13 protein-coding genes are annotated in these 16,259 nt (G+C 63.3%); 5 read left to right on the top strand and 8 right to left on the bottom strand.

Features of this window, described 5'->3' with window-relative positions:
• The first annotated feature begins 28 nt into the window (after nt 1–28).
• Entirely contained in the window at nt 29–754 is a 726-nt protein-coding gene (locus RCH09_RS15495; RefSeq protein ID WP_326942030.1) for an rRNA pseudouridine synthase, read from the top strand.
• On the opposite strand, the gene RCH09_RS15490 is transcribed toward RCH09_RS15495, so the two are convergent.
• Nucleotides 755–2,998, bottom strand: a complete 2,244-nt coding sequence (locus RCH09_RS15490; RefSeq protein WP_442785046.1) for a YgiQ family radical SAM protein — start codon at nt 2,996–2,998, stop codon at nt 755–757.
• A gap of 275 nt (nt 2,999–3,273) precedes the next feature.
• Here RCH09_RS15490 and RCH09_RS15485 point away from each other — a divergent pair, with 275 nt between their 5' ends.
• The 4 genes from RCH09_RS15485 to RCH09_RS15470 all read left to right on the top strand — a co-directional run bounded on the left by RCH09_RS15485 (nt 3,274) and on the right by RCH09_RS15470 (nt 8,503).
• Nucleotides 3,274–4,344, top strand: coding sequence for an extracellular solute-binding protein (locus RCH09_RS15485; protein ID WP_326942029.1), 1,071 nt, complete (start codon nt 3,274–3,276; stop codon nt 4,342–4,344).
• A gap of 11 nt (nt 4,345–4,355) precedes the next feature.
• The gene (locus RCH09_RS15480; RefSeq protein WP_326942028.1) at nt 4,356–6,113 is read left to right on the top strand and encodes a diguanylate cyclase domain-containing protein; all 1,758 of its coding nucleotides are present in this window, start codon (nt 4,356–4,358) and stop codon (nt 6,111–6,113) included.
• A 353-nt stretch (nt 6,114–6,466) separates the two neighbouring features.
• A complete protein-coding gene (locus RCH09_RS15475; RefSeq protein WP_326942027.1) occupies nt 6,467–7,378 on the top strand; it encodes a hypothetical protein in 912 nt (303 codons plus the stop codon).
• A 381-nt stretch (nt 7,379–7,759) separates the two neighbouring features.
• The gene (locus RCH09_RS15470; RefSeq protein WP_326942026.1) at nt 7,760–8,503 is read left to right on the top strand and encodes a substrate-binding periplasmic protein; all 744 of its coding nucleotides are present in this window, start codon (nt 7,760–7,762) and stop codon (nt 8,501–8,503) included.
• 92 nt (nt 8,504–8,595) lie between these two features.
• Here the strand turns inward: RCH09_RS15470 and RCH09_RS15465 are convergent, their stop codons facing one another.
• The 7 genes from RCH09_RS15465 to ureE all read right to left on the bottom strand — a co-directional run bounded on the left by RCH09_RS15465 (nt 8,596) and on the right by ureE (nt 16,257).
• The gene (locus tag RCH09_RS15465) at nt 8,596–10,074 is read right to left on the bottom strand and encodes a hypothetical protein (protein WP_326942025.1); all 1,479 of its coding nucleotides are present in this window, start codon (nt 10,072–10,074) and stop codon (nt 8,596–8,598) included.
• Nucleotides 10,075–10,086: 12 nt separating this feature from the next.
• Nucleotides 10,087–11,322 (bottom strand): ATP-grasp domain-containing protein, encoded by a 1,236-nt coding sequence (locus RCH09_RS15460; RefSeq protein WP_326942024.1) that lies wholly within the window; start codon nt 11,320–11,322, stop codon nt 10,087–10,089.
• A complete protein-coding gene (locus RCH09_RS15455; protein WP_326942023.1) occupies nt 11,319–12,752 on the bottom strand; it encodes a pyridoxal phosphate-dependent decarboxylase family protein in 1,434 nt (477 codons plus the stop codon). The genes RCH09_RS15460 and RCH09_RS15455 overlap by 4 nt, the downstream gene beginning before the upstream one ends.
• 125 nt (nt 12,753–12,877) lie before the next feature.
• Nucleotides 12,878–14,242, bottom strand: a complete 1,365-nt coding sequence (fliD, locus tag RCH09_RS15450) for a flagellar filament capping protein FliD (RefSeq protein ID WP_326942022.1) — start codon at nt 14,240–14,242, stop codon at nt 12,878–12,880.
• Between the two features lie 179 nt (nt 14,243–14,421).
• Nucleotides 14,422–15,039 (bottom strand): urease accessory protein UreG, encoded by a 618-nt coding sequence (ureG, locus tag RCH09_RS15445; protein WP_326942021.1) that lies wholly within the window; start codon nt 15,037–15,039, stop codon nt 14,422–14,424.
• A gap of 29 nt (nt 15,040–15,068) precedes the next feature.
• A complete protein-coding gene (locus RCH09_RS15440; RefSeq protein ID WP_326942020.1) occupies nt 15,069–15,749 on the bottom strand; it encodes an urease accessory protein UreF in 681 nt (226 codons plus the stop codon).
• A gap of 1 nt (nt 15,750) precedes the next feature.
• Complete coding sequence (gene ureE, locus RCH09_RS15435; RefSeq protein WP_326942019.1) at nt 15,751–16,257, bottom strand: urease accessory protein UreE; 507 nt, start codon at nt 16,255–16,257, stop codon at nt 15,751–15,753.
• Between the last annotated feature and the right edge of the window lie 2 nt (nt 16,258–16,259).

The raw sequence follows: 16,259 nt of genomic DNA, 5'->3' as shown, positions 1-16,259 counted from the left end.
CCATTCATTCTTTTTTTACACACTCCCCATGACAGAAACGATCCGGCTGGCCAAACGTGTGGCTGAACAACTGGGCTGCTCGCGCTCGGAAGCCGAACAATATATCGAAGGTGGCTGGATTCTGGTCGATGGTGTGCTGACCGAGGAATCCGGTGCGCGCGTCACGCAGGCGCAGGTGGTCGAGCTGGTGCCGAATGCCGTGCTCACGCCGATCGAGCCGGTTACGCTGCTGCTGCACAAGCCGGCCGGCATGGTCACCGCCGAAGCGCTCGATCCCGAAATGCACTGGATTGCCGAAGCAACGAAAGCGCCGGGTGACCGTTCCGGCCATCGCTTCCTGCGCCGCCATGCGCGCAATCTGACCCTGACCAATCCGCTCGAGGACAGCGCCAGCGGCTTGCTGGTGCTGACCCAGGATTGGCGCGTGGTGCGCAAACTGGTGGATGACGGCAGCCGGATTGAACAGGAATTCGTGGTCGAAGTCCGTGGCACGCTGGCGCCGGATGGATTGGCGCTGTTGCAGGAAGGCTTGAAGTGGAACGGCAAACCGATGCCAGCGATCAAGGTCAGCTGGCAGAGCGAACACCGCCTGCGCTTTGCGTTGAAAGCGCCGCAGCGCGGCATGATCGCGCACCTGTGCGAGCAGGTCGGCTTGCAGGTGGTGAGCATGAAGCGCATTCGGATTGGCCGGATCTCGATGGCGTCACTGCCGGTCGGGCAGTGGCGTTATCTGCTGGGCTACGAAGCCTTCTGACTATTTGCGGCCGCTGCGGACCGCCACCGGTGTCGTTTTGCGCGCCGGACTGGCTGGACGCGGTGGCGTACGAATCACAGCAGCCCCCGCGCGCGGCTTGTTCTGGCCGAATTTCTTCGCCAGCTTTTCCGGGCTCGGTGTTTCGCGCCGGCGCTCCAGTGCAATCAGGCCCGGCGTGGGCGCCGCATGACGCGGCACCAGATGGCGTTCGCCACTGCCGATCAAGTCGGAACGGCCCATGCGCTGCAGCGCTTCGCGAATGATTTCCCAGTTGTCCGGATCGTGATAGCGCAAGAAAGCCTTGTGCAGTTTGCGCACCTTGCCGCTGCGCGGCGTCTCGACTGCTTCCGAATCGGCCCCGACCTTGCGCAACGGATTCTTGCGCGAGTGGTACATCGTCGTGGCCATTGCCATCGGCGTCGGCATGAAGGTTTGCACCTGATCCAGCCGGAAATTATTCTTCTTCAGCCACAGCGCCAGATTGAGCATGTCTTCATCGGTGGTGCCGGGGTGCGCCGCGATGAAATACGGAATCAGGTATTGCTCCTTGCCGGCTTCTTTCGAGTACTTGTCGAACAGTTCCTTGAAGCGGTCGTAGGCGCCCATGCCCGGCTTCATCATCTTCGACAGCGGACCTTCCTCGGAATGCTCCGGCGCGATTTTCAGCAGGCCGCCGACGTGATGCGTGACCAGTTCCTTGACGTATTCCGGTGACCGCACCGCGAGGTCGTAACGCAGGCCCGAGCTGATCAGGATTTTCTTCACGCCGGGAATCGCGCGCGCCTTGCGGTACAGGCTGATCAGCTTGCTGTGGTCGGTGCCGAGGTTCGAGCAGATGGTCGGATACACGCACGACAAGCGACGGCACGACTCCTCGATGGTTTTTTCCTTGCAGGCCAGCCGGTACATGTTGGCGGTCGGGCCGCCCAGATCGGAGATGGTGCCGGTGAAGCCCTTGGTCTTGTCGCGGATCAGTTCGATCTCGCGCAGGATCGACGGCTCCGAGCGGCTCTGGATGATGCGGCCCTCGTGCTCGGTGATCGAGCAGAAGGTGCAGCCGCCAAAGCAGCCACGCATGATGTTGACCGAAAACCGGATCATGTCCCAGGCCGGGATCTTGGCCTTGCCGTAGCTCGGGTGCGGGGCGCGCGCATAGTTCATGTCGTAGACGCCGTCCATCTCGTCCATGGCCAGCGGCAACGGCGGCGGATTGAGCCAGACATCGCGTTCGCCATGCGCCTGCACCAGGGCACGGGCATTGCCGGGATTGGATTCGAGATGCAGCACGCGCGAGGCATGGGCATACAGCACCGGATCGTCCTTGACCTGTTCGTAGCCGGGAATGCGGATCACCGTCTTGTTGCGTTGCTCGCGTTGCGCGGCCTGGCGCTCTTCGCGGCTGAGGATCAGGATCGGCTTTTCCACCACGACCGGCGCGGCGGTGGCGTCGCCGGTGCCGCAGCTGCTTGGCTCCTTGGTTTTCATTTCATACGGATCGGCGTGCACCTCGACCCGGCCGGGCGTATCGACCCGGGTCGAATTGGCTTCGGCCCAATCTTCGCCGGGCAGCCAGCCGCGCGGGACCATGAAGGCGGTGCCGCGCAGATCGCGAATCTCCTTGATCGACTCACCGGCGGCGACGCGGTGCGTCAGCTCGACCAGCGCCCGTTCGGCATTGCCGAACAACAGGATGTCGGCCTTCGAATCCGGCAGCACCGAACGGCGCACCTTATCCGACCAGTAGTCGTAATGGGCGATGCGGCGCAGGCTGGCTTCGATGCTGCCAATCACGACATTGGCGTCGGGATAGGCTTCACGGGCGCGCTGGGCGTACACCACCAGTGCCCGGTCGGGGCGCTTGTTGGGCTCGGCGTTGGGGGTATAAGCGTCATCGGAACGAATCTTGCGGTCGGCCGTGTAGCGGTTGACCATCGAATCCATGTTGCCGGCGGTGACGCCGAAATACAGATTCGGTTTGCCCAGCGTGCGAAAGGCGTCGACCGACAACCAGTCTGGCTGGGCAATGATGCCGACCCGGAATCCCTGCGCTTCCAGCAAGCGGCCAATGAGTGCCATGCCAAAGCTCGGATGGTCGATGTAAGCGTCGCCGGTCACCAGGATTACGTCGCACGAATCCCAGCCGAGTGCCTCCATTTCGGCGCGCGACATGGGCAGAAACGGCGCAGGCTTGCCATTGAAGGGGCGATGTGCGGGATACGAAAACAGGTTTTTTGGCGAATTCATGGGGCAGGCGACCGCAGGGGCAGGCGGCGTCGGGCGGATCGGGAAGGGGCACAGTATGACAGCTTTACGGCAGGGCGCGTGCCCGCAGCGTGATTGGCGCGATGGTTTGCCGGCCTCGGCGCCGGGTGACCGAAAGAATCATGCATTTCGTACCGCTAGTAACTTGACGAAAAAAAGGTGGCGAGTTCTACTTTGCAACTATCCTAAAAGCATGCCATGAGCACGATCCAGGCCCGATCGTGCTGACGAACACCGCCCCGCCAGGACCCCGCCCGATGCCTTTTGTACTTTCTTTGAAATGTTTTGACCATGCTGCGGTGTGCCGCCGGGCGGTTGGTTTCCTGTTGCTGTTCGCCATGCTCAATACCTGCCGCGCCGACGGTGCCGTATTGCGCATACTGGCGTGGCCCGGTTACGCCGACCCGGACGTGGTTGCCGCCTTTGAAAAGAAGAGCGGTGCACGCGCCGAGGTCAATTATGTCGACACGGACGACGAGCTGTGGCTGCGTATGAACAGAAACGGCGGCGGCGACTATGACGTGTATGCGGTCAATACTGCGGAATTGCAGCGATACATTGACAAGGGACTGAGCGCGCCGCTGGGGGTGTCCGACATCCCCGGCCAAAGCAACCAGATGCCGCGTTTTCGCAATCCGGCGGCGATTCCCGGACTGATGCGCGGCAAGCGCCTGTACGGCATTCCCTATGCCTATGCCGAAATGGGCTTGATCTACAACCGCAAGCTGGTCAAAACGGCGCCCACTTCGTTCGATGCGATGTGGGACCCGGCCTGGCGTGGACGGGTGCTTGCGTATAACGGCAGTACCCACAATTTTTCATTGGCCGCGCTGGTCGGCGGCAGCACGCATCCGTTCAACCAGTCCGATGCCGAGTTGCGCGCGTCCAGCCAGCGGCTGGTTAATCTGCGCCGCAACGTGCTGGGTTTCTACAGTTCGCCCGACGAAGCCGTCCAGCTGTTCATGCGCCATGAGGTGGCGCTGGTGTTCGCCAACTATGGCAGCCAGCAGCTTGAGGCGCTGCGTGCCGCCGGCGCCGATGTCGGCTATGTGGTGCCGGCTGCAGGTGCGTTGGCCTGGCTTGACTGCTGGGTCATCAGCAGCCGCTCGCGCTCACCGGCACTGGCGGCGCAATGGATCGATTTCAGCCTGCAACCCGAAGTCAGCGCCATCCTCTCGACGCGCCACGGCCTGTCCAATACCGTGACGCCCGCCACCGCCGGCAGCGCCAGCGATACCCTGGTCTGGCTGCAGCCGCCGGAAGATTATGCGCAGCGCCAGCGACTCTGGTCACGGATTCTGTCCGGCGACGCGATGCGGAAATACTGATCGTGCCCACCATGCGCATTGGCCTCAAGCTGGCCATCTGGCTCGTTCTGTTCGGCGTGTTTTCCTCCGCGCTGACGGGTTTCTATGCCTACTCGAAAAGCCGCGCGATCCTGATCTCGGCGTCGGAAGACAAATTGTTGACGGCAACGCAGGTGCTGGGACAGCGCTTCACCGATTCGCTGGCCCCGATCACCAATGATCTGGCAGTACTGGCGGCGCTGCCTCAGGCGCGGCACCTGGTTGCCGCCCAAGGAAATGAGGCCGAGCGCGCAGCGAACCGGACCATGCTGGAACAGACCTTCGCCAGCATGCTCAGCGGCCATTCCGATTACCTGAAGGTGCGACTGATCGGGGCGCAGGAATACGGCCGCGAGCTGGTGCGCATCGACCGGTCGGGCAATGACATCGGCGTCGCCGACGCCGAAAACCTGCTGGAAAAAGGACATTTCCCGTACGTCTTCGAGGCGCTCAGGCTGCCGCCCGGCGCCTTTTATTTTTCGAAGATCAACCTCAACGGCGACGGCATCAACGGACGCGATGTCAGTGTGCCGACCTTGCGCATCGCCACGCCGGTTTACGGCAGCCAGGGCCCGGCGGCCGGGATCGTGATTATCGACGTCAATCTGAACCTGATGTTCAACCGGATTCGCAGCAACATCCCGCGCGATATCGGCGTGATCATGACCAACGCGAATGGCGATTACCTGATTCATCCGGATGGCTCAAAAACCTTCGGGTTCGATCGCGGCCGGCGCTACCTGATCCAGAATGACGCGCCGGAGATCATGCAGATTCTGGAACAAAAGAAAGCCGCGCTGGTACTGACCAACCTGCGCCTCAAAGCCTCTGACATGCCGTATGCCGGCGCTTTCGTCAAGGTGCCGTTCGGGGCGCAGGACCAGAATCGCTTCGTCACGCTCGGCCTGATCACGCCGCTGGAGGCCGTGCTGCACGATAGCGCCGCGCTCGGGCTGACCATCGTTCAGATCACCGTGCTCTGCAGCCTGGCGGCGATCTGTTTTTCGTTCACCTTGTCGTTCGTACTGACGCGCCGGCTCAATGCGATGGCGACGGCGATCAGCCAGTTCGAACCCGGCCAGCCGCTGCCGGCGTTGCCGACCGGGCGCAGCGACGAAATCGGCGACCTGGCGCGCAGCTTCGTTGACATGAGCGACAAACTCAGCGCCCAGGTCGGCGAACTGAAAGACCGGCAGCAGCATCTGAATTTTCTGGCGCACAACGATCCGCTCACCCAGTTGCCGAACCGGCCGATGTTCCTGCAGTTGCTGGAGGAAGCAATTGAGCGCGCACGCCACACCGGGCGCAGCATGTTCCTGATGTTCATCGACCTTGATCAGTTCAAGGACGTCAATGACCGGTTTGGCCATGCGGTCGGCGATGAGACGCTGCGACTGGCGGCGCGCAGGATGCGGGCGACGGTGCGGCAGGGCGATACGGTGGCACGTCTGAGTGGCGATGAATTTACGGTGATGATCGAGGGCGACAGTACGCCGCAGGATATCGAACGCATTGGGCTGCAACTCATCGATGCCTTCTCCAGCCCGTTCTCGATCGAAGGCCATGAATTCCATTTAAGCTGCAGCATCGGCATCGGCCGCTATCCGGACGACGGTGGCACCGGCAGCCAGTTGCTCAACAATGCCGATGCGGCGATGTACATGGTCAAGAAAAACGGTCGCGGCAATTTCCGCTGGTATCAGCAGATTGCTTCCAGCGCAGCGCCGCTCGACCAGGCTGCCGGCGGCTGAACCTGCAGTCCTCCACGGCGTTTTGCGCCACGTCACACGCAAGATTCCCCGCCTCATGGCGTCACGCCGCAGCAAATCGGCACGTACTCTCGGCCTGATCCAGAACCCACTTGGCCGTCGTCAAACAATCCCTGAATTTTGGCGCGGGCAGGCCTTTGCATTGGAATTCGTTCTGCTATAACCAACAATGAGTTAAGTAAATGACAACACCGCTGGCGCCGAAAAGCACGGCTTTGTCTGCGCGCGGTAATGCAGCAAGCGGGGGCGGGTTCCGGGCACGATCGCTGCCGTCCGGCGCTGCAACGAGCGTGAACAATCACGTGGCAGAACTGCGCCACGTAGCGGAGACAAAATTGAATGCACAATTTCCTGTCCAGAATGAATTTCGCATCGAAGCAACGTCCGGCGAGACCTTTAGCCCGTCCAGAATTTGCCGCCTGACACACAACTTCCAGCACCACCCGCTGATGGAATTGCGCTCCCTGCGGCGTCTGGCAAAATCCTTCGAGGACACGAAGCACTGCCGGTTTGTCAAGCAACGCCTGACCGCGACATCCGCGTTCGACCATCACTCGGCCGATCCGAATGGTCGCCGCATCGACCAGGTGTTTGACGAAATCCAGACGCCCGGGTCCTGGATTGCGCTGTACGACATCCAGGACGACCCCGAATACCGGCGATTGTTATGGATGGCGATCGGGACGGCCCTGCCGATGATCAATCCCAGCGAAAAAATCATCTCGGTGCAAGGGCATGTTTTCATTTCTGCACCACCGTCGTTGACGCCGTTTCACATTGATCGCGAGAGTAATTTCTGGCTGCAGATCCGGGGCCAGAAATCGATGCATCTGTGGGACAGAATGGACCGCGAGGTCGTCGCTGCGCCGGAGCTCGAGTCGTTCATCGCCTACCGGTCACTGGAAAAAATCCGGTTGAAGGAGTCATTCAGAAACCGGAGTTTGCACTATTCCTGCCGCGCAGGCGATGGCGCCTATATGCCCAGTACGACGCCGCACATGACGTTTTCCGAAGACGACGAAGCGCCAGGGAATGCATTGTCGATTTCGCTCAGTGTCACCTTCTATTCGAATGTGACGCGGCGTTCCAATTACGTGCATGTCGCCAACAGTGTGCTGCGCCGCTTGAACATTAACCCGACGCCGGCTGGCGTCGATATCTTGCGTGATCGAATGAAATATCCACTGGGACGGGCCATCGTTGCAGCAAAAATATTACGCGGATATTCGCCCCCGGCGGGGTTTTAGCAAGCCTTCCAGCGAGCGGAAAACGGCTTGCTGAACGGGCTATCCTTCCAAAAAAATCCACAGGCAACTTCACCGACCCGTCTGGTTGGCGTCTCGGCGCGCCAGGAGCGCCGCTGTCGCGGCGAGAGATCAGACACCTGGCAACCACGCTCGCCGCCCGGGAAATCCTGCCGCTGAAAAAAATTGCAGCGGACCTGCTTGAGAAGGGTAAAGTGCTCTTACACAACAGATAAAAATACCGTTTCGCCTTGACACGCTGTTGTCCCGGTCATGTCGGGGAGAATGGTGGTCTAATTGCACATCTTGCTCAGCGGGGCTCACTGTAAAATGATGCAAATTCGACTGATCCGATGGCTGCTGCAAAGCATGGTCTGGCTGCACATGGCGCTCCCTGTAGCGCATGCTTCCCAGCCGGTGGTGCTGTACGGTGACGAAAACTATCCGCCCTACAGCTACATCGAGAACCAGCGATTTGTCGGGATTGATGTTGATATCCTGCGATTGGCGGCGACCAGGCTGAGTCCCGAGTATCGGCTGGAATTGGCCCCGGTACCCTGGAAGCGCGGACTTGCGTTGCTGGAAAACGGGACCGCATTCGGCCTGTTTCCCCCTGGCCTGAAACGCGAACGCAGCTATATCGACCAGTACTCGACTGCCATTCTTCGCGAATCGGTCGTCGTCTTCTGCAATCGCCAGGTGATGCATACGCCCAGAAAGAACTTCCCCGAAGACTTCGCAGGGCTGACGATCGGGATTAACGCCGGGTTTCTGCTTTCAAACCGGCTGGCGCAAGCCGCCAGTCATGGCATCGTCAAGCTGGAGCCGGCCAAGGACAACAATGCCAATTTGAAGAAAATGGCCCTGCACCGCATCGACTGTTACGCGAGCGACCGTGTCGCAGCGTTGTTTTCAGCCCGACAATTAGGCGACGAACTCGGCGCCGACGAGCGCACGCTGCAAATGGCAACCGAGCTTTCTTACGAAAACACCTACATCGGCTACAGCGCCATGAACGCGCCGCCATTCAAGGCGGATTTTATTGCGAAGCTTAATGCGGTACTCAACACCATGAAGGCCAATGGCGAGATCGACAAAATCATCGACCGCTATCTGACCGGCCAGTGAGGCGCCTGCGCTCAGGCGGTTCCGGTCGCCCGCCACGGGAATGCTGCAGGCATTGATCAAGACGAGTCTGGTTTTCAATCGCGGCCGACAATTTAGTTGTCGGCCGCGCTCGTTGAACGGCTGTCGATGAGATGGCCAATGCGTTGTCGCACCGCCTCCAGCACCGCCAGCGCATCGGCGATGATGGCGTCGGCGCAACCGTCGGCGCAGGCCGCGACGATCAGGCGCGCGCTCATGCACAGGCGCAGGGCATTGACGGGCTCGCCATCGCGCTCGCCGCAGTAGACCGGCTGGCCAAGATGCATGCGCTGGCCATCCTGCGCCGGCTTGAGCAGATCCTGATACAGGTCGAAGGTTTGACTGCGCTGCAGCGGCGCGGGCGTGCGCAGCAGGAACGGGAAGATGGTTTGCTCGCAGTCCCAGCCGGCCGCGCCGATGATGCCGCGCGTGAGCGCCGCCACCTCGACCGCTTCGAAGCAGGGCTGCGCGGCAATAAAATCACGGACGGCGGCGCCAAAGCGCTGCAGGAAGCGGGTGACCTGCGGCTCAGGCAGCGCGTAAAAGCGGCGCATGCCCACCAGCGCCGCCTGCCAGCGCAACGCCAGCCCGAAGTTGCTGTCGGTCGGCAGCGCCTGTCCGCAGGACCAGTCGGGCGGCCAGTCCGCCGCACAGGAATAGATGCCGACTTCCGGCGCGAATTGCACGGCACGATAGCGCTGTCCGAGTTCAGGCGGGATCAGCAAGGCGCCGCAGAAGGTCGGACCGGACATGAACTTGGAGCCGGTCAGTGCCACCAGAAAGCCGTGCGCCAGATAGTCGCGCACGGTACTGGCCGCGAGCCGGCACTGGCAGGCATCGACCAGCACCGTGAGCCGATCCGGCCAGCGCGCCTGGAGCGCCAGCACGGTGTCCACGCCCGGCAGCAACAAGCCGGTCTTGCTGACATCGGTGAGTACCAGCAGGACCGACTGTCCCGCCGCGATGGCCTGGGTAACGTGGCTGACGCAGGCCTGGTCGAACGCAGCCGCGGCGATGCAGACGCCGCTGCGGGTGCGCGCCGGTAGCGCCAGGATGCGTGCGTGCAAACGGCCCAGGCCGACACCCGGCGTGACCTGATCCTGATACGCGGCGCGATGACAAAAGTGCTTGCCGCCCAGCGCCGCCGGGACGCCACTGCCGGTTTCGGTGGGGGCGATCATCACCACGCAGTCGGGGCTGAGCCACTGGCCGGCCAGCAGATGCAGGTCGGTGCCGGAGGCTGCCAGCACAATGTCAATCTGATCAGCCAGCCCGAAGATGTCGCGCAAGGCGCTGCGCACCTGCGCGGTCTGGCGCGCATACACCGCTGGAGCGGCTTGCTCGCGCAGCAGGCCCTGGCATTGCGTGCGCAAGGTATCAGCAGCGGCAAAGCCGGCCTCGGAAATCGTCGATGCAGTCGACGAGCCGAACGCCAGCACGGCCGGATCAGGCCGGTTGCCGCAGCCATAGCGGGTCAGGCCCGAGACCGGGTCGGGGATGATGCGCTCGTCGCCACCGGCGATCAGCAACTGCTCGGTGGCGGGCAATTGCATGGCGCGCACGACTCAGGTCGCCGCGTCGGTCTGGCGCACGCGTTCCAGCAATGCGCGGAACGCCGTGAACACCTTGCGCATGGCCGGGCTCTTGTACGGATACAGGTCGGGCGGGTCCATGTCATGCACGATCATGGCATTGTCGACTTCGAAGATGAGCAATTTGCCATCGCTGGTTTCGGCGCAGTCGATGCCGTAATACGCCAGCCCGAGACGGTCGGTGATGGCGGCAATGGCGGCAGCATGGCGCAGCGCAAAGCCGGTCTCGAACTGCGCCATGCAGTCGGCCTCTTCGGCGCGCTTGGCAGCGCTCTCGGCCATCCCGGCATTCAGGTAATGGATCATCCAGTGCGACGAAATCGCGGCATGGCAGAGCAACGGCTGGCCATCGATGACGGTGATGCGGTACTTGCGGAACTGGCCGTCGGCGCTGCGGTAATCAACGAAGCGGGCAATGTAGAAGCGCTCGGCATCGACCCGGTCGAGATAGGCCAGCAGGTCGGTGGCGCAGGTCATGCGGTCCAGATTCTGTCCGGCGTGCGAGCCGGTCGGGCGCACGATCATGGGGAAATCGCCGTCTGGCAGGATGGCGCTGAGGGCGTTTTCGCCATCCGCAATGGCACGCAACCCGGCCCGATCGATGCGCACCGAGGCGGGCATGTCGAGTCCGTCGACGCCCTGCAGCGCGGCACAGGCGCCATCGCGCGACAGCACCGCGATCTGCGCCGGATGGTTGATGAACGGGCGCGGCCAATGCGCCACCGCGCCACGCAGTTGCTGCAGCAGTGGCTGGTTGGCATCCGACTCGGCCACCGCCACCAGCATCACGTCGTGGTCCGGCACGCTGGCCGGCCAGTCGCCGTCGGCGTTCAGGTACAGCAGCTCCAGCGCCACGTCGGAATTCTCGACCAGAAATTCGACCGGCGTGTTCGACATCAGATCGCCCGGCCCCATGATCACCAGCAGCCGCACGCCGGGTCCGGGGCCACGGGCCGGCAGGCGGTAGAGCGACTGGATCGCGATCGCCTCGGCTTGCACCGCCAGTGCATTGGCGCGATTGCCGGTCAGCTGCAGCACGGTGGAGAAATCCAGCCAGGCATGGGCGTCGTGCGGGTTCTGCTGTGCGCGCGCCATCAACTCTTCGCCCTGCGGCAGCAGGTCTTCACCGGCAAAGGCGCGCCGCATCAGCGCGGCCACACCAATCAATGGCGGCAAGCCGGCCCGCACGGTTTCGGATTCGATGGTCATGGTTGTTCCTGTGCGGTGGCAATGCGCTGTGCGCCGAACGACAACGTGGCGGCAAGCAGCACCTCGAGATCGTCGGCGCGGGTACGGTGGTTGACAATCGCGGCACGCAGCACCAGCACGCCGTTGATCCGGGTGGTGGAGGGTGCGGCGATGCCGGATTGCTGGATGTCGGCGGCAATCTCGGCGTTGATGGCGTCGCTGGCGCGATAGCGGAAGCAGACAATGTTCAGCGCCACCGGCGCCATCAGTTCGAGTTCCGGCTGCGCTGCGACTTGCGCGGCAAACTGGCGCGCCAGGCGACAGGTCTCGGCGATCATCGCGCCGAGCTGGTCGGCGCCGTAGACGGTGATCGTGAACCAGGTCTTGAGCGCGCGAAAGCCGCGCGACAGGTCGGGTCCGAAGTCGCACGGCCACGGCGAACCGGCGCCCATGCCGCGACTGTCGCGCTGCAGATAGGCCGCTGGCGCCGCGAAGGTCTGGTGGTGCAGGTCGCCGTCGCGCACCAGAATGAAGCCGGCGTCGTAGGGCACCTGGCCCCATTTGTGGAAGTCGAAGGCGATCGAATCGGCCAGCTCGATACCGGCCAGTTGTGGCGCGACCTGGGCCGACAACATGCCCAGCGCGCCGTACGCGCCGTCGACATGAAACCAGAGCTGGTGGCGGGCCGCGATCGCAGCGATTTGCGGCAGCGGATCGACCGCGCCGACGTCCACCGTGCCGGCCGTGCCGACGATCAGGAATGGTTGCATGCCGGCCGCGAGATCGGCGGCAATGGCCCGTTCCAGCGCGGCAGTGTCCATGCGATGGTCGGCGTCCACGGCGATCATGCGCAGCGCGCTCACGCCCAGTCCGGCCAGATCCATGGCCTGGGCAATGCAGCCATGCGCGGCAGCCGAGGTGTACGCCACCAGCAGCTCGCCCCTGGCGCCCAACCCGTGCTGGCGCACCGCCACGCCGAGCGCCCGGGTGCGCGCCACCAGCACGGCGATCAGATTGGCGCCCGAGGTGCCGGTGACGAACAGGCCGCTGGCGCTATCCGGAAACTGAAACAGCTCGCGTACCCATTGCACGACCTGGTGTTCGACTTCGATCGGCATCTGGTCGCGCCCGCCCAGATTGGCATTCAGACCGGCCGCCAGCATCTCGGCCACCATGCCGACCGGCGTGCCGCCGCCATGCACCCAGCCGAAGAAGCCCGGATGCGCGTTGCCGACCGCATATGGCAACACCGATTGCATGAATTGGGCATGGGCCGCGGGCAGGGTGCCTGGCGCGCGCGGCAACGCCTGCGTGAATTCATCGCGCACAGACTGCGGAATCGGTTGCCAGACCGGGCGCGCACGTAGCGTTTCCAGATAGTCGAGCATGTCATCGAGCATGCGATGACTGTGTTGCCTGAAGTCGTGCCAATCGTCCGGATCAAGGCTCAAGGGAAAAGTCGCTCTCAGAAAAAGGAGGGGTGGAACGATGTTGCCAGCGGTCAGATGCAGCCGAAGCGGCGATCAATTGCGGTTTCATGGCGTTACTCGGGAGATTGCGCCGCGTCGGCACGGTATCAGGCAAAGTAATCGAACGCAGTCTTGCCGTTGCCCGAACCGAACAAGCCGCCGCCACTGTTGGCGCTGGCTTGCTGGTCGGTGTACAGCTTGATCAGTGCGGTGGCTTCCTTCGACAGCACTGCCGTGATGTCGGCTTTCTTCTTGCCCAGCGCCGCCAGTTCCTTGTTGACGGTGGCTTCCTGCTTCTGCAGCCGGCCGCCGTCGCCGGTCAGGCTGGCCAGCTTGCTGGCAAACTGGTCGGCGATGCCATTGCCGTTGTCGGTGAACAGCTTGCCGATGGCTTGCGGATCGGCGGCGATGGCACTGGTCAGTTGCACGTTGTCGACCTGGAGATTGCCGCCCGCGCCGACCGACACTCCGGCTTTGCCGAGCGCGCCGAAACTGCCGAAGCTGCCGCTGGCGACCAGGCGGGTCAGCTGGCTGCTGATCTGCTGCAGGGCCGGGTCGGATTTCAGGTCGCCTTTTTGCAGTTCGGTGATCTTGCTGTTGAGACTGTTATAGGCAGTCACCAGATCGGTAACGTTGCGCGCAATCTGGCTGGGGTCCTGGGCCACCACGACGCTGGTCTTGCCGGCTGCGGTCAATGTCAGCGTGACACCGTCGATCGCCGTGCTCACCGTGTTGCTGGCGCTGCGTACGTCCTTGCCATCGACGTTGAGGATGGCATCGCCAGCCGCCGTGGTCTGGGTCAGCTTGCCGGTGCCGACCGGGTTGTAGGCCAGCAGGTCCTTGACTGCCGCGTCGCCACTGACGCTGACGCGCAAGCTGTTGCTGGCGCCGGCCGGGCCCTTGACCGACAGCGTGAAACCATCGCCATTCTTGACCACCGCAGTATCGATGCCGGCTTGCTTGAGGGCGTCGGCGATGCCCTGCAGCGTATTGTTGCCGCTGCTGATTGTGATGGTTTTGCTGGTGCCGCCGTCGGCGCTGAATTTCCCGTCCACGGCGCTGCCTGCATCGATCGTGATCGTGGTCACGGAGCCGGTGCCAATCGGGGTGCTGGCGCTGGCCTGGACGGCGCTTGCCAGGGTCTGGCTGGTGGCCAGTTGCTTGACCTCGACCGCATGGGTGCCGGCCACGACACTGGCGCTGGCAGTCGCGCCCACCACACCCTTGCTGCTGGACGTCGCGGTGCTGGTCAGGCCGGCGCCGGACAACGCTTGCGCCACCGACTGAAAGCTGGCCAGCGCGCTGCGCAACTGGCCCAGTGCCGACAGCCTGGTCTGGTCGTTGGCAATGGTGCCGGCAATCCTGATCAATCCGGACTTTTGCGGTGCGATGATTTTGTCGACTTTGGCGTAGATGTCTGCCGAGACGGTGGCTTGCGCGGTGGCGGCGTTGCCTTGTACTGAAGTGACCATGATGGCGGCGTACTTTCATAGGTGGTGATGCGCTGCGCCCGATAGCGGCGCGGTTCGGCGCCCCCCAGACGGTACGCCGATCAGATCCGCTTGGCGAATTGCCCACATTATGGCGCCTTCATGCGTGACCCATGCCGCAAACAGCGGGACGATTCCGGCGCAATTGTGCAGCGCGCCGCTTACGACTCCATCAATCCCTCGCGCCGGATGAAGGCAATGACCTCATCGACGCCTTCGCCGGTGCGCAGATTGGTGAACACGAACGGTCGCTCGCCGCGCATGCGTTTGGCGTCGGTCGCCATCACGTCCAGATTGGCGCCGACATACGGTGCCAGATCGATCTTGTTGATGATCAGCAGATCGGAACGGGTGATGCCGGGGCCGCCCTTGCGCGGGATCTTCTCGCCGCCGGCGACATCGATCACGTACAGCGTGAGGTCGGACAGCTCCGGGCTGAAGGTGGCGGCCAGGTTGTCGCCGCCGGATTCGATCAGGATCAGGTCGAGATCGGGAAACTCGGCGCTCATGCGCGCGATCGCTTCGAGATTGATCGAGGCGTCCTCGCGGATCGCGGTGTGCGGGCAACCGCCGGTCTCGACGCCCATCAGCCGTTCGGCCGGCAGCGCATCGGCGCGCAGCAGGATTTCCATGTCCTCGCGGGTGTAGATGTCGTTGGTAATGACGGCCATGTCGTAGTCGTCGCGCATGCGCTTGCAGAGCATCTCGCACAGCGCAGTCTTGCCGGACCCGACCGGGCCGCCGATGCCGACGCGCAGGGGATTTTTGGGGATGGTCATGGTTTCTCCGTGAAATTGGGTTGGCGTGTTCAGGACCGGTACAACCGGCTGTATTGCACTTCATGCTGCATGGATAACAGCGATAGTCCGGGTGCCCAGCTCGACAGGTCGGTATCGGCGATGGACTGCGCCTGCTGCGCAGCCAGGGCCAGTTCGGGCCGCAGCGACAGAAGCAGGCGCTGGCCGGCGACCTGCCCGAGCGGGACCGATTTCACGCACACCAGCACCTGGTTCTCGGCCCACGAAAACAGCATGCCGAGCAGCGCCGCATCCGGTGGCACCTGCAACGCCACCGCTGCATATGCCAACGCGCTGGGAAAGGGGATCTCCGGCAGCGCCTGCAGCAGCGCCAGCAAACCGTCGTCGTCGAGCTGCAGGGCGGCCACCAGTTGCGCCAGCGAGTAGCCCATCTGGATGGTTTCGGCGCGCAGCTCGGCGCTGTCGCGCGCGGCGAGGAAGTAGCTGGTCCAGTGCGCCAGCGCGGCGGCGTCGCGTTCGGCAAAGGCCCGCATCAGGCGCCACAGGATCGGCGCTTCGCAGCGCGCCACCACCTGCTGCAGCGCATCGACAATCCAGCGGCGCGCCGAGGCGGCATCGGTCACCAGCCCGGCTTCCATGGCCGCCTCCAGCCCTTGCGAATAGCTGTAGCCGCCCACCGGCAGCGACGGACTGGCCAGCTGCAGCAAGTGCAGCAGGGCGCTGGACTGCATGCTAGTCCTTGACCGAATCAGGCCGATGGATGCGCTGGCGCAGCGGAATCGGCGCCAGCGGATGGCTGTCGTCGCGATGCCCGTGGCCGCCGCCATACGCGCCGGCTTCCGGTTCGAACGGCGCCTGCTCCTCGCTCATGCTGGCGCCGAGGCCCTGCAGCATGTCGCCCAGCACGGCGTCGGCGCGGATGCGCAGATAGCCATCGCCGACTTCGGCCTGGGTATGGCGGTTCCCAAGATGAAAGGCACAACGCAGCAAGGCATGCGCGTCGGGACAGGTGATCCGATAGGTCGCTTCGGCGGCGGCGCTGATCCGGACGATGCGGCCGTCGTCGCCGCGCAGCAGGTCACCGCCGCGCAAGACGGTGCCGCGCACGGTGAACACGGCCACCACTTCGCCGCTGTGCAGGGTGGCGCGCAGCCGGCTTTTTTCGCGCAATTCGTAGGGCAGGCTCAGTTCGCCGTCGATGTGCTCGGCATCGGTGACTTTGGTGTTCAGGGTCAGCATCG

Source organism: Actimicrobium sp. GrIS 1.19 (genome assembly GCF_035984655.1).
GTDB lineage: Bacteria > Pseudomonadota > Gammaproteobacteria > Burkholderiales > Burkholderiaceae_D > Actimicrobium.
Note: the sequence above shows the minus strand (reverse complement) of the source record. Positions and strands in the feature narration are given on the sequence as shown.

Bases quoted from the DNA above. Each gene is read 5' to 3' on its own strand.
- RCH09_RS15495 (WP_326942030.1), top strand. From the start codon at position 29: ATGACAGAAACGATCCGGCTGGCCAAACGTGTGGCTGAACAACTGGGC.
- RCH09_RS15490 (WP_442785046.1), bottom strand. From the start codon at position 2,998: ATGAATTCGCCAAAAAACCTGTTTTCGTATCCCGCACATCGCCCCTTC.
- RCH09_RS15485 (WP_326942029.1), top strand. From the start codon at position 3,274: ATGCCTTTTGTACTTTCTTTGAAATGTTTTGACCATGCTGCGGTGTGC.
- RCH09_RS15480 (WP_326942028.1), top strand. From the start codon at position 4,356: ATGCGCATTGGCCTCAAGCTGGCCATCTGGCTCGTTCTGTTCGGCGTG.
- RCH09_RS15470 (WP_326942026.1), top strand. From the start codon at position 7,760: ATGGCGCTCCCTGTAGCGCATGCTTCCCAGCCGGTGGTGCTGTACGGT.
- RCH09_RS15465 (WP_326942025.1), bottom strand. From the start codon at position 10,074: ATGCAATTGCCCGCCACCGAGCAGTTGCTGATCGCCGGTGGCGACGAG.
- RCH09_RS15460 (WP_326942024.1), bottom strand. From the start codon at position 11,322: ATGACCATCGAATCCGAAACCGTGCGGGCCGGCTTGCCGCCATTGATT.
- fliD (WP_326942022.1), bottom strand. From the start codon at position 14,242: ATGGTCACTTCAGTACAAGGCAACGCCGCCACCGCGCAAGCCACCGTC.
- ureG (WP_326942021.1), bottom strand. From the start codon at position 15,039: ATGACCATCCCCAAAAATCCCCTGCGCGTCGGCATCGGCGGCCCGGTC.
- RCH09_RS15440 (WP_326942020.1), bottom strand. From the start codon at position 15,749: ATGCAGTCCAGCGCCCTGCTGCACTTGCTGCAGCTGGCCAGTCCGTCG.
- ureE (WP_326942019.1), bottom strand. From the start codon at position 16,257: ATGCTGACCCTGAACACCAAAGTCACCGATGCCGAGCACATCGACGGC.